The organism is Corynebacterium sp. 20-84, assembly GCF_053479455.1.
The window spans coordinates 17,865-31,294 of record NZ_JBRBCB010000002.1 but is presented as its reverse complement, the minus strand read 5'-3'; the positions used below and the strand labels follow the sequence as shown (position 1 = coordinate 31,294).

General features: G+C 63.1%; 11 protein-coding genes. 2 read left to right on the top strand and 9 right to left on the bottom strand.

Going from position 1 to position 13,430, the window contains the following annotated elements; genetic code table 11:
• Positions 1–2: 2 nt before the first annotated feature.
• The 3 genes from ACUY2Y_RS01555 to clpS all read right to left on the bottom strand — a co-directional run bounded on the left by ACUY2Y_RS01555 (position 3) and on the right by clpS (position 1,953).
• Complete coding sequence (locus ACUY2Y_RS01555; RefSeq protein ID WP_448324523.1) at positions 3–1,022, bottom strand: P1 family peptidase; 1,020 nt, start codon at positions 1,020–1,022, stop codon at positions 3–5.
• A 1-nt stretch (position 1,023) separates the two neighbouring features.
• Positions 1,024–1,563, bottom strand: coding sequence for a DUF2017 domain-containing protein (locus tag ACUY2Y_RS01550; protein ID WP_448324522.1), 540 nt, complete (start codon positions 1,561–1,563; stop codon positions 1,024–1,026).
• Positions 1,564–1,626: 63 nt separating this feature from the next.
• Positions 1,627–1,953 (bottom strand): ATP-dependent Clp protease adapter ClpS, encoded by a 327-nt coding sequence (clpS, locus tag ACUY2Y_RS01545; RefSeq protein WP_234958999.1) that lies wholly within the window; start codon positions 1,951–1,953, stop codon positions 1,627–1,629.
• Positions 1,954–2,007: 54 nt separating this feature from the next.
• Here clpS and ACUY2Y_RS01540 point away from each other — a divergent pair, with 54 nt between their 5' ends.
• Positions 2,008–3,354 (top strand): nicotinate phosphoribosyltransferase, encoded by a 1,347-nt coding sequence (locus ACUY2Y_RS01540; protein WP_448324521.1) that lies wholly within the window; start codon positions 2,008–2,010, stop codon positions 3,352–3,354.
• A complete protein-coding gene (locus tag ACUY2Y_RS01535; protein WP_448324520.1) occupies positions 3,351–5,366 on the top strand; it encodes an ATP-dependent DNA helicase in 2,016 nt (671 codons plus the stop codon). Before ACUY2Y_RS01540 ends, ACUY2Y_RS01535 begins: the two co-directional genes overlap by 4 nt.
• 6 nt (positions 5,367–5,372) lie before the next feature.
• Here ACUY2Y_RS01535 and ACUY2Y_RS01530 read toward each other — a convergent pair whose 3' ends face one another.
• The 6 genes from ACUY2Y_RS01530 to nrdI form a co-directional block, all read right to left on the bottom strand.
• The gene (locus tag ACUY2Y_RS01530; RefSeq protein ID WP_448324519.1) at positions 5,373–6,110 is read right to left on the bottom strand and encodes a peptidyl-tRNA hydrolase; all 738 of its coding nucleotides are present in this window, start codon (positions 6,108–6,110) and stop codon (positions 5,373–5,375) included.
• Positions 6,110–7,360 carry a phosphoserine phosphatase SerB gene (gene serB, locus ACUY2Y_RS01525; RefSeq protein ID WP_448324518.1) on the bottom strand — a complete coding sequence of 417 codons (1,251 nt, stop codon included), beginning with the start codon at positions 7,358–7,360 and terminating at the stop codon, positions 6,110–6,112. Before serB ends, ACUY2Y_RS01530 begins: the two co-directional genes overlap by 1 nt.
• A gap of 97 nt (positions 7,361–7,457) precedes the next feature.
• A complete protein-coding gene (gene ctaD / locus ACUY2Y_RS01520; RefSeq protein WP_448324517.1) occupies positions 7,458–9,293 on the bottom strand; it encodes an aa3-type cytochrome oxidase subunit I in 1,836 nt (611 codons plus the stop codon).
• Between the two features lie 281 nt (positions 9,294–9,574).
• Complete coding sequence (gene nrdF, locus ACUY2Y_RS01515; RefSeq protein WP_448324516.1) at positions 9,575–10,579, bottom strand: class 1b ribonucleoside-diphosphate reductase subunit beta; 1,005 nt, start codon at positions 10,577–10,579, stop codon at positions 9,575–9,577.
• 60 nt (positions 10,580–10,639) lie between these two features.
• On the bottom strand, positions 10,640–12,802 hold the full coding sequence (gene nrdE / locus ACUY2Y_RS01510; protein ID WP_296147287.1) for a class 1b ribonucleoside-diphosphate reductase subunit alpha: 2,163 nt from the start codon (positions 12,800–12,802) through the stop codon (positions 10,640–10,642).
• Between the two features lie 83 nt (positions 12,803–12,885).
• On the bottom strand, positions 12,886–13,410 hold the full coding sequence (gene nrdI, locus ACUY2Y_RS01505; RefSeq protein ID WP_448324515.1) for a class Ib ribonucleoside-diphosphate reductase assembly flavoprotein NrdI: 525 nt from the start codon (positions 13,408–13,410) through the stop codon (positions 12,886–12,888).
• Positions 13,411–13,430: the final 20 nt, after the last annotated feature.

Below are 13,430 nucleotides of genomic sequence, written 5' to 3'. Positions count from 1 at the left end.
GCTTAATTGGCTCCAGCGGCAATGTCGCTCCACGCCGCGATATCGTGCCCGGGTGAAGCGGCGGCGACGGCATCGACGATGGCGCCCTCCACGCAGCGTGCAGAGGCGTCGCACAAAGCGTAATACAGGTCGGGGTCGCGATCAGCGGGACTCATGGCGGAGTATTTCTCGGCCACGGCTGTCGACACCGCGAAAAGCGTGTCGCCGTCTAGGGGCGAATGCGACGGCCGCACTGCCCGGGCAATACCGTCGTGCCCGGTCATGGCCAAGCGTTCTAACTGTGCCTGCGGGAGCGGACAGTCAGTGGCGATGAGGCCGATCGTGGTGTTCAGCTTCGGCTTCGGACGCTCCAGGACAGTGAACCGCTCCAGATCCACCGGCGGGCGGGACGGGTCGCCATAGAAACACCCGTTCACCGGATCAATGACGCTGCCGAGCGGATTCGCCACCACGAGCGCCGCGACTGTGTATTCAGTCCCGTCTTCACCAGCAACTGCCATCTGCGCAGTGCCCACTCCCCCACGCAACACGCCGGCTGTCGCGCCGCACCCGGCGCCGACACTGCCGGATTGGGCTGCCTGCTCACCGTCGAGCGCCGCACGCACAGCCGCAGCACCGTCTTCCGGGCCGGGCCGGTGATGAGGATCGCCGACCACCAGGTCGAAGATCACGGCGGCGGGAACGATCGGCACGCGCGGGCCAGGCTGGTCGTCCCCGAAGACGGCGAAGCCGAGGCCGCGCGATTCCAGTTCACGCATCGCGCCGTCGGCCGCCGCGAGACCGAATGCGGAACCGCCGGAAAGCACCACGGCGTGAATGCGCTGAACGGTGTTGTGCGGATCGAGCAGGTCCGTCTCCCGCGTGCCGGGACCGCCGCCGCGCACGTCCACGGCACCCACCATTCCAGCACCATCAGCGGAGACGAGGGCTGTCACGCCAGTGTCGTCCAGGGAGACATGCCCGACACGGAGACCGGGGATGTCGAACACTCCGTGAGCCAGTGGCGCTGGTTTCTCCGCCACGTTATTCCCCCATCAGGGCTTGCAGCAGAGAGTCTTGGCAAAACGCCAGCCATTCGACGAGGTTGTCGCGGTCCTGTTCCGCAGCCTCGTTCTTCGCTTCAGCAGATGCAACGAAGAGGCGCATGTCGTTGAGCGCGGCGATAACGCGGTGGGCATCTTCTTCCTCAATGGTGACAGCGACGCCGCCAGTGGGGCCCAAGGCTTCGTTGATCACCTGGAGGTTGGTCAGCTTCGCCTTGATGATGTCGTTTTCGTGCAGGCTGCGCAGCAAAGAATTATCGCCGTCGAATTCCTCGTCGCCTTCCCGCTCGAAATCGGGCAGCAGGCGCGCCAGGGAGGGATCCTCCGGTGCCTCACTGTGGCCGGCCGGCATGTCCATCATCGCGGCCAGCTCGTCCTTCGGTGCGGACTGCGCGCGCTGGATCAGGGTCTCGGAGACCGTGGCAGTTAGGTCGCCAATGACTTCGCGCTCCATCGGGTCGAACACGGTGCTGTAACGCGGGCCGCGCATGAGCCCTTTCTTCCGCCGCCACGGCTGCATTTATTCGCCTCTTCCTCGAACCAAATCGTTGTCTCTTGCCAGGTGCCGTTCCTAAGCCGGGAGCTAGCCGGCCTGCTGCATCGTGGCCCACAGGCCTGCGGTGTGCAGCTTCTTCACGTCGCCTTCGACTTTGTCTTTTTCGCCGGAGGAGACGACGGCCTTGCCTTCGGTGTGCACCTGCATCATCAGCTCTTGGGCGCGCTTGCGGCCATAACCGAGCACAGTCTGGAAGACGTAGGTGACGTAGCTCTGCAGGTTCACCGGGTCATCCCACACAATGCACATCCACGGCAGGTTCTCGGCGACATCGACATCGACGTCGATATCCTCGTCGAGCTCAGGCGTTGCCATTGGGGAGCCCATCCGAATCTCGCGTGTGACACCAGTCATAAGCCCAAGGGTACTAGACTTCCGCAGCCCGCTGCACCGACTAGTGTTGTCCCCATGACTACGCCCGAGTCGGATATCACGTCCACCGACCACCAGACCTCGACCGCCTTTTTGACGGATATGTACGAGCTGACCATGCTCGACGCCTCGATGAAGGACGGCACCTATTCACGGGACTGTGTCTTCGAGGTCTTCGGCCGCAAACTGCCGAATGAGCGGCGCTATGGCGTCGTCGCCGGCACAGGCCGCTTGATCGAGGCCGTGCGCAAATTCCGCTTCACAGAGGAGCAGATCGCCACGGCGGATTTCTTGAGCGAGGAGACGAAGGACTTCCTGCGCAATTACCGCTTCAGCGGACAGATCGACGGCTACCGGGAAGGCGAACTCTATTTCCCGTACTCCCCCATCCTGACGGTGCGTGGCACCTTCGCGGAGTGCTGCATTCTCGAGACGGTGATCTTGTCCATCCTCAACTCCGACTCGGCGATCGCCACGGCGGCCTCCCGCATGGTCACCGCAGCAGATGGACGTCCCATCATGGAGATGGGTTCGCGCCGCACGAACGAGCAGTCGGCGGTGACGTCCGCTCGCGCCGCCTACATCGCGGGATTCGACTCCACGTCCAATATGGAAGCCAGCCTGCGCTACGGCATCCCTGCCGCGGGCACTGCGGCGCACGCATGGACGCTGCTCCACACTGACCCGGACGGCACGCCGAATGAAAAGGCCGCGTTCAAAGCGCAGATCGATTCGCTCGGCGTGGGCACGACGCTGCTCGTGGACACCTACGACATCACCCAGGGCGTGGCCAACGCGATCGAGGTCGCCGGTCCAGAGCTCGGCGGCGTGCGCCTCGATTCGGGTGATCTGGGCATCATGTCCCGGCGCGTACGCGCACAGCTCGACGGCCTGGGTGCGTACAACACCAAGATCATCGTCTCGAGCGACCTCGATGAATTCGCCATCGCGGGTCTGCGCGGCGACCCGGTCGACGGCTTCGGCGTGGGCACTTCCGTGGTCACGGGCTCGGGCACCCCGACCGCGGGCTTGGTGTACAAGCTCGTCGAGGTCGACGGCGTTCCTGTGGCCAAGCGTTCTTCCGGCAAGCAGATGAAGGGCGGCGCGAAGAGCGCCGTGCGCACGTACCGCAGCACGGGCGTCGCTGTGGACGAGATCATCTACCCGCAGTCGAATCCGCCGGAGAACCCGACGGCCCTCGACTACCGGGAGCTTGTCATCCCGCTCATGCGCGACGGCGAGATCGTCGACGGCCAGGAAGATTTGGAAGCTTCCCGCGAGCACCTGGCCAAGCAGCGCGAGACTCTGCCGTGGGAGGGCTTGTCCCTGTCCCGCGATGAACCGGCGGTGCGCACCCGACTCATCGGTTTCCCTGAAGAGTGACGGGCGCAGAGGCAAACAGCGGGAAGGAACAGGACGCGGACCAGCCGCTGTCGCTGTCCACCGAGGAGCTTCTCGACGCCGCCGTTGACGCCCTCGGCGGTTCCCGCCGGCCCGGCCAGATGGCGATGGCGCAGGCGGTGTCGACCGCGCTTGATTCGGAGCAGCACCTCGCTGTGCAGGCGGGCACAGGCACCGGTAAATCGCTTGCCTACCTCGTTCCGGCGATCCGCCACGCCCAGGCGACGGATTCGACGGTGATCGTCTCCACCGCGACTCTCGCACTGCAGCGCCAGCTCGTGGAGCGCGACCTCCCCCGCCTCGTCGAGGCGCTCGAACCGAAACTGCCGCGCACGCCGACCTTCGCCATCCAAAAGGGCCGCTCCAATTATCTGTGCCTGAATAAGCTCACGGTCGAGCAAGAAGCGCCGGAAGCACTCATGGATACCGACGAAGTCTCCTGGCTCGGCGGGCACATCAAACGCGTCCACGAATGGGCCGACGAAACGGAAACGGGCGACCGCGACGAGCTCGAGCCGGGCGTGCCGGACATAGCGTGGCGCCAGGTGTCCGTCACCGCGAACGAGTGTCTGGGAGCCACGCGGTGCCCGCACGGCGAGGAGTGTTTCGCCGAGGCGGCACGTCGTCGCACGCAGGACGTCGATATCGTGGTCACCAACCACGCGCTGCTCGCCATCGACGCGATGTCGGACGTGAATATCCTCCCCGAGCACGACGTGGTCATCATCGACGAGGCGCACGAGCTCGATGGCCGCGTCACCTCCGTGGCCACCAACGAACTCTCCGCACGCGCACTCACGCTCGCCGCACGCCGCGCCGGGAAGCTCAAGGCCACGGCCGAGCAGAAGAAGCTAGAAGAGCTTATCGACGACTTCTCCGCCGTCCTCGACCTTGAGACCCCCGGCCGCTGGGAGACGATTTCCGATCCTGCCCGCGCCTCCTTCGCCGCCGTGCGCGATGCCCTGTGGCGCACCCGCGAAGCGATTGCCCGTGCGCCCGAAGGCGAATCGACGAATGACCCTGAGACCTTCGCCGAGCGGGAAAACCTGAAGAACCACCTGCAGGAGCAGCACGATTCGCTCGTGCGCATTCTCGAGGTCTTCGACGAAGAAGACCCGGCGGAGCATTTCGACGTGGTGTGGCTGACCCGCTCGGAGCGCTACGGCGATTCTGTGGCCGTCGCTCCCCTGTCGGTCGCAGGTTTGCTGCGCGAGCGACTCTTCACCGAGCAGACCGTCGTGCTCGCCTCCGCGACACTGGCGGTGGGCGGCAATTTCCGCGCTATGGCAGCCAATTGGGGCTTGCCCGACGGCAGTTGGGACAGCCTCGATGCCGGAACGCCTTTCGATCCGCGCACCAGCGGCATTCTCTACACCGCGAAACACTTGCCGCCGCCGGGCCGCGACGGCCTGCATAAAGAGACGTTGGACGAAATGGCTGAGCTCATCACCGCTGCCGGCGGGCGTACCTTGGGGCTGTTCTCGTCGAAACGCGCTGCGGTCGAAGCCGCCGATGCGCTCCGTGCCCGCCTGCCTTTCGATATTTACGTCCAGGGCGACGACTCCATCGGTGCATTGGTCAAGGAGTTCACCAACAGCGAGAACTCGTGTCTGTTCGGCACGCTGACCTTGTGGCAGGGCGTGGATGTGCCGGGCAGCTCGCTGTCCCAGGTGATCATCGACCGCATTCCCTTCCCCCGCCCCGACGACCCGCTGCTACAGGCACGCAGCAATGCCGCCGATGCCGCCGGGCGCTCGGGTTTCATGGAGGTCTCCGCCACGCACGCTGCCCTTCTCCTCGCGCAAGGCACCGGGCGTTTGCTGCGCAGCACCACTGACCGTGGAGTCGTGTCTGTTCTGGACAGCCGCTTGGTGACGAAGCGCTACGGCCAGTTCCTCCGCGCGTCCCTGCCTGATTTCTGGCAGACCACCGACCCCGAAGTCGTCCGCGGCGCATTGAGGCGGCTGACCGCCCCGCAAAAGGGCGCGAAGTAGAAGGCCCTAGGCGTATTTCCCCGGCAGTGCCACGACGGTGACCGAGCCGGGTGCGACCTCAGTGAAGCCGCTGTCCTGCACCGCAACAGCTGCCGGATCAGAAGCGAGCTGCGCGAACTTCTCGTGAGAGACCTCACGCACCTGCAGCGGGAAACCGTCCGTGGCCCACGCAGTTACGCTCTCCGAGGTCATTGCCGCAGCGAGCAGCATCGAGCCATGCCCGGCCTGCGCCGCCGCTTTGCCCGCGGACATCTCCAAGGAAGCATCGATGGCGATGAGAGGAAGTGAGGCATCGAGTACTTCCGGTTCATCGAAAGGTAGGTCCGTGCCGCGGATCTGCAGCTTGGAGATCAGGTGCGGCACTTCGGCCACGGCCGAGGGGATGAATGCGCGCGCGGACGCCGTGCCGACGGTCGCTGTGCAGCCGGGCAACGCCTGCACGTTCTCCCACCCGGCACCACGTGCCCGGCGGGCGATCTTCCGGATGCGGTGGCCGTACCACTGCCCCAGCGCGTCGTGCCACGCACCGTCTTTTCCCGCGCGCGGGTCAAGACACACAGCCACGACCGCCTGCGCAGCTGCGGCGAGCAGGTCTGTCCGCCGCGGGGGCTCCGCTTTCGGCACGTGCAGCGCGATCTGCATCGCCTGCACCGTCTGCGGGTCATCAGGGTCCTCCCCGCCGCGCCCCGGGGAGGAAAGGGAGTGGGAGAGGAACGAGTGGGCGTCGATAAGCTCGCTGCCCATCAATCGAGCGCGACCTTGCCGTCGATCCCCTGCTCTTCATTGAGCACGTCGATCTCGTGGCGCGGAACGCCCATGATGTAAAGCACCGAATCGAGGAACGGGTGCGTCACCGCGGTGTCCGCGACCTCGCGCAGCGCCGGCTTCGCATTGAACGCGACGCCCAAGCCCGCCTCCGTGATCATGTCGATGTCGTTCGCACCATCGCCCACAGCGACCGTCTGCGACATGCGCAAGCCCGAGTCCGCGGCGAATTCCGCGAGGAAATCAGCCTTCGCACGCCTATCGACGACCGCCCCGATCACCTCGCCAGTCAACTTCCCGTCCACGATCTCGAGCGTGTTGGCGCGCACGTAGTCGAGCTGGAGCTCTTCCGCCATCGGCTCGAGCACCTGAATGAATCCGCCGGAGACCACGGCTGTGCGGTACCCCATCTGCTTCAGCGTGCGGATCGTCGTGCGCGCACCCGGCGTGAGCTCGATATCGCGGGCGACCTCGTCGATCACTTTCGCATCCAGCCCCGCCAGCGCCTTGACGCGCTCACGGAGCGACTCCTCGAAATCGAGCTCGCCGCGCATCGCGCGCTCCGTCACCGCAGCGACCTCTTCCTCCCGCCCCGCGTGCGCGGCGAGCATCTCGATGACCTCGCCGGTGATCAACGTCGAATCGCAGTCGAAGCACACCAGGCGCTTTGAGCGGCGGGCCAGACCTGCGCGCTCGATCGCGATGTCCACGCCCAGCCCCGACGACAACTCCGCCAAGGCCTTGCGCACCGTGTGGCTGACCTCGTCGCCCTGGCCCGGAATGGTGATGGAAAGCTCCAGCCCAGTCACCGGATAGTCGGAGATCCCGCGAATGCGGTCGATATTCGCCCCGAAATCCGCCAGTGTGCGGCCAATCTCCGACACAGCCTCCGCCGTCACCGGATCGCCCAGCACCACTACCGCATGGGTAGAACGCTTCCGCTGCGGAGCCAAAGACTCCTCATCCGTCTCAATCAGCACCGAGTGGTCGGACAATTCTAAGGCCGCCTCGAGGTCGCGGCGCAGCACTTCCACCGACGACGGCTTCACACCGGCGAAGGCGGCCAGCGCGAGCCGGCCGCGGAAATTCGCCTGCTCTGCATCGAGCAGTTGAACCCCGTGCTGAGACAAGATGGCGAAGAATGCCGCCGTCACTCCCGGGCGGTCCGCACCCGTTAAGGTGATCACGGCGTAATGGAGACCAGGCTGCAAGGCGACGGCGTAACTCATGGATACAAAATTACAGCACGAAGCCCCGCACCACGTGGTCTGTGGTGCGGGGCTTTCAATCAGGAGCGGCTTTTCGCAGCCGCTGAACCGTTAAACGCTAGTCGGTCACCTTGGTGGAACCCGACGCCGGGCGGACGGTGGTTGCCGTCTCGGTGCGCACGGTCTTAGCGGAGCGGGTCGCACGACCATCGGTCTCGCCCGGGGTCGTCGCCTCGGAACGCGGATCGTGGTGGCCGGTGTGAGCCTCACGGCGCATGGTCTCAACCATGTGCGGGTAGTGCAGCTCGAAGGCCGGACGCTCAGAGCGGATACGCGGCAGGGACTCGAAGTTGTGTCCCGGAGGCGGGCAAGAGGTCGCCCACTCGAGGGAGTTGCCGTAGCCCCACGGATCGTCGACAGTGACGACCTCGCCGTAGCGCCAGGACTTGTAGACGTTCCAGATGAACGGCAGGAACGCGATACCCAGAATCAGGGTGCCGACGGTGGAAATCTGGTTGAACAGCGTGAAGCCGTCCGAATCCAGGTAGTCGGCGTAGCGACGCGGCATACCCATGTTGCCCAGCCAGTGCTGGATCAGGAACGTCATGTTGAAGCCGATGAAGGTCAGCCAGAAGTGCCACTTGCCCAGAGTCTCGTCGAGCATGCGGCCGGTCATCTTCGGGAACCAGAAGTACACGCCAGCGCAGGATGCGAACATCACGGTGCCGAACAGCGTGTAGTGGAAGTGCGCGACCACGAAGTAGGAGTCGTGCAGCTGGAAGTCCAGCGGCGGGGAGGCCAGCATGATGCCGGTCAGGCCGCCGAACAGGAAGGTGGCGAGGAAGCCGAGTGCCCAGACCATCGGGGTCTCGAACGTCAGGTGACCGTTCCACATGGTGCCGACCCAGTTGAAGAACTTCACGCCGGTCGGCACAGCGATCAGGAAGGTCATGAACGAGAAGAACGGCAGCAGGATCGCACCGGTGATGTACATGTGGTGCGCCCACACAGCCATGGACAGGCCACCGATCGCCAGCGTTGCGAAGACGAGGCCGATGTAGCCGAAAACCGGCTTACGGGAGAAGACCGGGACGACCTCGGAGATGATGCCGAAGAACGGCAGCGCGAGGACGTAGACCTCTGGGTGGCCGAAGAACCAGAACAGGTGCTGCCACAGGATGGCGCCACCGTTAGCCGGGTCGAAGATGTGGCCGCCGAGTTTACGGTCGTACAGCACACCGAGAGCCGCAGCGGTCAGCAGCGGGAAGATCATCAGCGCCAGAATCGAGGCAACGAAGACGGTCCACGTGAACACCGGCAGACGGAACATTGTCAGGCCCGGCGCACGCAGCGTCAGGACAGTAGCCACCATGTTGATGGCGGATGCCAGGGTACCGATACCGGTGGCACCCACACCCAGGATCCACAGGTCAGCGCCCACACCCGGGGTGTGGATCGCGTCAGCCAGCGGCAGGTACATGGTCCAGCCGAAGTCAGCCGCACCACCCGGGGTGAGGAAGCCGGACAGCATTGCGAGAACACCGGCCTGGGTGATCCAGAAACCGAAAGAGTTCAGACGCGGGAAGGCCACATCCGGTGCGCCGATCTGGAGCGGCAGCACGAAGTTAGCGAAACCCCAGACGATCGGGGTACCAAACGCCAGCAGCATCACCGTGCCGTGCAGGGTGAACAGCTGGTTGAACTGTTCGTTGGACAGGAATTGCAGACCCGGGGAGAAGAGCTCCGCGCGGATGAGCAGTGCCATCAAGCCACCGACAAAGAACCACACGAAGGACATGATGATGTAGAACACGCCCAGCTGTTTGTGGTCTGTGGTGGTCAGCAGGTCATAAAGGCGAGTACCTTTACGCGCCTTTCCGGTCGGCTCCGGCCGGACCGGGGCGACAACATCGGTACCAGCCGTGTTGTCGAGCCGTGGTGCCACAGCAGTCATTCTTTCCTCCTGATTGAGACTCAGCTGTGCCTCGCCTCCGGCGATCCGATGACCCCCGGTGGCACCCCAAGCAGGCGCATGGGTAGGCGCAACTAGTACCGCTTCATCTTAACGGTCGCCCCAGCCAAAATCCAGACATCACAGGCCACACCCATAATGACCATGACTCCTGCTTGGTTCGGCCTTTTCTGATTGACCCCGGATTGGGGAGAGCGGGCCGCGCGACCACGCGACCCGCTCTTGTCAATGCGAATTGATGTATGAAATTTGAGGCTGGGCGATTAGAAGTCCCAGTCGTCGTCCTGGGTGTCCTCGGCCTTGCCGATGACATAGGACGAACCGGAGCCGGAGAAGAAGTCGTGGTTCTCATCGGCATTCGGGGACAGGGACGCCAGGATCGCCGGGGACACGCGGGTCTCGTCGACTGGGAAGAGCCCCTCGTATCCCAAGTTGTTCAGCGCCTTATTCGCGTTGTAGCGCAGGAAGCGCTTCACGTCCTCGGTCCAGCCCAGCGGATCGTAGATGTCCTCGGTGTACTGGCACTCGTTGTCGTAGAGGTCGTAGAGCAGATCGAAGGTGTATTCCTTCAACTCGTCCTTGCGCTGCTCGCTCTCCCCTGCCAGTGCGCGCTGGTACTTGTAGCCGATGTAGTAGCCGTGCACCGCTTCGTCGCGGATGATCAGACGAATAATGTCGGCGGTATTGGTCAGCTTGGAGTGCACCGACCAATTCAGCGGCAGGTAGAAGCCGGAGTAGAAGAGGAAGGACTCGAGCATCACAGAGGCGATCTTGCGCTTCTGCGGATCGTCGCCCTCGTAGTAGCTCAAGATGATCTTCGCCTTGCGCTGGAGGTTGTCGTTCTCCTCCGACCAGCGGAACGCGTCGTTGATCATCGGGGTCGACGCCAGGGTCATGAAGATATTGGAGTAGCTCTTCGCGTGGACGGACTCCATGAACGCGATGTTCGTGTACACGGCCTCCTCGTGCAGGGTCGTGGAATCCGGCAGCATTGCCACAGCTCCGACGGTGCCCTGGATGGTGTCCAGCAGCGTCAGGCCAGTGAACACACGCATCGTGGCCTGCTTCTCATCGTCGGTAAGCGTGTTCCAGCTCGGGATGTCATTGGACACCGGAATCTTCTCCGGCAACCAGAAATTGCCCGTCAGGCGGTCCCAGACTTCCAGGTCCTTGTCATCGGGAATGGAATTCCAGTTGATCGCCTTGATCGGCTTGTCGTGGGCGGCCAGGTACGAGTCGTATTCATGCGGGTCAGTCACGCAGATCATCCTATCTATTTGCAGGGAAAACGTCGGGGTGGGGTGAACGCTTCGTCGATAAGCTCCTGCTTACAGCATGCAGGACACGCAGCCCTCAATCTCGGTTCCTTCCAGGGCCATCTGGCGCAGGCGGATGTAGTACAGCGTCTTGATGCCCTTGCGCCACGCGTAGATCTGCGCGCGGTTGAGATCGCGGGTGGTCACCGTGTCCTTGAAGAACAAGGTCAGCGACAGACCCTGGTCGACGTACTTCGTGGCCACAGCGTAGGTATCGATGATCTTCTCGTAGCCGATCTCGTAGGCATCCTTGAAGTAGTCGATATTCTCGTTGTCCATGTGCGGCGCCGGGTAGTAGACGCGGCCGATCTTGCCTTCCTTGCGGATCTCGATCTTGGACGCGATCGGGTGGATCGACGAGGTCGAGTTGTTGATGTAGGAGATCGAGCCGGTCGGCGGAACAGCCTGCAGGTAACGGTTGTAAATGCCGTCGCGCGCGACGACCTTCTTGAGCTGTTCCCACTGCTCCGCGCTCGGCGGCTGCGCCGTCGAATTAGCGAAGATCTCCTTGACCTTCTCCGTCTTCGGCTGGAAATCCTCCGGATTGTAGCGGTCGAAGAACTCGCCGGTGGCGTACTCGGAGCGCTCGAAGCCTTCGAAAGCCTCGCCCTTTTCCACTGCGATCTTGTGGGAGGCCTTGAGGCACTCGTACAGCACGGACGCGAAGTAGACGTTGGTGAAGTCCAAGCCCTCCTCGGAGCCGTACTCAATGTGCTCGCGGCCAAGGTAGCCGTGCAGGTTCATCTGGCCGAGACCGATAGCGTGCGATGCGTCGTTGCCCTCACGGACGGACGGGACGGAATCGATGGAGGTCTTATCCGCCACCGCGGTCAGGCCGCGGATCGCGGTCTCCACCGTCGTGGAGAAGTCATCAGAATCCATCGACATCGCGATATTCAGCGAGCCGAGGTTGCACGAAATATCGTTGCCCAGCTCGGCGTAGGTCAGGTCATCGTTGAGTACCGACGGGGTGTTGACCTGGAGAATCTCGGAGCACAGGTTGGACATGTTCACGCGGCCGATCTTGACCGGGTTCGCCTTATTCGCGGTGTCCTCGAACATGATGTACGGGTAGCCGGACTCGAACTGGATCTCCGCGATCGTCTGGAAGAACTGGCGGGCGTTGATCTTGGACTTGCGGATGCGCGGGTCCTCGACCATCTCCTCGTACTTCTCGGTGACCGATATGTCGGCGAACGGGACGCCGTAGACGCGCTCGACATCGTACGGGGAGAACAGGTACATATCGTCGTTGCGCTTAGCCAGCTCGAAGGTGATGTCCGGGATGACAACGCCGAGCGAGAGCGTCTTGATGCGGATTTTCTCGTCCGCATTCTCGCGCTTGGTGTCCAGGAAGCGCAGGATGTCCGGGTGGTGCGCGTTAAGGTACACCGCGCCAGCACCCTGGCGTGCGCCGAGCTGGTTGGCGTAGGAGAAGGCATCCTCCAGCAGCTTCATCACGGGAATGACGCCGGACGACTGGTTCTCAATGTGCTTGATCGGCGCACCCGACTCGCGGATATTGGACAGCAGCAGCGCCACACCGCCGCCGCGCTTGGACAGCTGCAGCGAGGAGTTGATCGCACGGCCGATGGACTCCATATTGTCCTCGATGCGCAGCAGGAAGCAGGAGACGAGCTCGCCGCGCTGCGCCTTGCCCGCGTTCAAAAACGTCGGGGTGGCCGGCTGGAAACGACCCGTCATGATCTCGTCGACCAGCGCGGAAGCTAGCTGCTCGTTTCCGTCAGCGAGGAACAGCGCGGTCATCGACACACGGTCTTCGAAACGCTCCAGGTAGCGGCGCCCGTCGAAGGTCTTCAGCGTGTACGAGGTGTAGTACTTGTACGCGCCCAAGAACGACTTGAAGCGGAACTTGTAGGAGTACGCGCGCTTGAAGGTAGACTTCACAAAGTCCCAGTCGTACTTCTCGATCGTCTCCGGCTCGTAGTACTTGTTCTCCACCAGATAATCCATCTTCTCTTCCAGATCATGGAAGTAGACGGTGTTCTGGTTGACGTGCTGCAGGAAGAACTGGTTCGCCGCCTCACGGTCTTTGTCGAACTGGATTTGGCCATTCTCGTCGTACAGGTTCAAAAGCGCGTTCAGCGCGTGGTAATCGAGCTGTTCGGTCTGGCTCACCGGCTCAGCAACGGTCTTCCCCACAGTGTCGGTCACGGTTCTTCGGGCCTTTCTCAAGCAGTGATCAAATATGTAATTTCAGGGCTAAATCTTCAGCTTTATTGCCGTACAGCCAGCAGCTATACAGCGTGGTAACGCTCGCGCAGCCGCGCTAGACGCAGCTCGCTTTCCGTCGTCTCCGCGCGACGCGCCTCAAGCACCTCACGGTCGCGCGCGGTCAGCGGTTCAAGACCGAGCTTATCGACGCCCGCCACCAAGTTCTCGCGAACCTTCTCCACGTCCTCTTCCGAGCCCATCAACTCGAAGCGGTACAGATACGGCACACCCATCTTCTCAGCGATGATATTTCCCGCTTTGCAGAAATCCGGGCCGAAATTGGAATTGCCCGCCGCGATGACACCGCGCAGCAATTTTCGGTTCGACCCGTCATTCAAAAACCGGATCACCTGCGGCGGCACCGGGCGGACATTCTCGTGAGTCAGCGACACCCCGCCGCCGTACGTCGGGCACACCAGCACATATGGCTCCTGAACCTTCAGGGGCGCGTCACCCCTCCGGAGCGGAATCCGTGCGCTCGGCAGACCGAGCTTGTCCACAAAGCGGTGGGTATTGCCCGTCGCGGAAGAAAAGTAAACGACCAACATGGCAGATTGCTGACCCTTTG

What these genes read in the sequence shown, in the direction of transcription:
- ACUY2Y_RS01550 (WP_448324522.1), bottom strand. Translation starts at nt 1,563, where the DNA reads ATGCAGCCGTGGCGGCGGAAGAAAGGGCTCATGCGCGGCCCGCGTTAC.
- clpS (WP_234958999.1), bottom strand. Translation starts at nt 1,953, where the DNA reads ATGACTGGTGTCACACGCGAGATTCGGATGGGCTCCCCAATGGCAACG.
- ACUY2Y_RS01540 (WP_448324521.1), top strand. Translation starts at nt 2,008, where the DNA reads ATGACTACGCCCGAGTCGGATATCACGTCCACCGACCACCAGACCTCG.
- ACUY2Y_RS01530 (WP_448324519.1), bottom strand. Translation starts at nt 6,110, where the DNA reads ATGGGCAGCGAGCTTATCGACGCCCACTCGTTCCTCTCCCACTCCCTT.
- serB (WP_448324518.1), bottom strand. Translation starts at nt 7,360, where the DNA reads ATGAGTTACGCCGTCGCCTTGCAGCCTGGTCTCCATTACGCCGTGATC.
- ctaD (WP_448324517.1), bottom strand. Translation starts at nt 9,293, where the DNA reads ATGACTGCTGTGGCACCACGGCTCGACAACACGGCTGGTACCGATGTT.
- nrdF (WP_448324516.1), bottom strand. Translation starts at nt 10,579, where the DNA reads ATGATCTGCGTGACTGACCCGCATGAATACGACTCGTACCTGGCCGCC.
- nrdI (WP_448324515.1), bottom strand. Translation starts at nt 13,410, where the DNA reads ATGTTGGTCGTTTACTTTTCTTCCGCGACGGGCAATACCCACCGCTTT.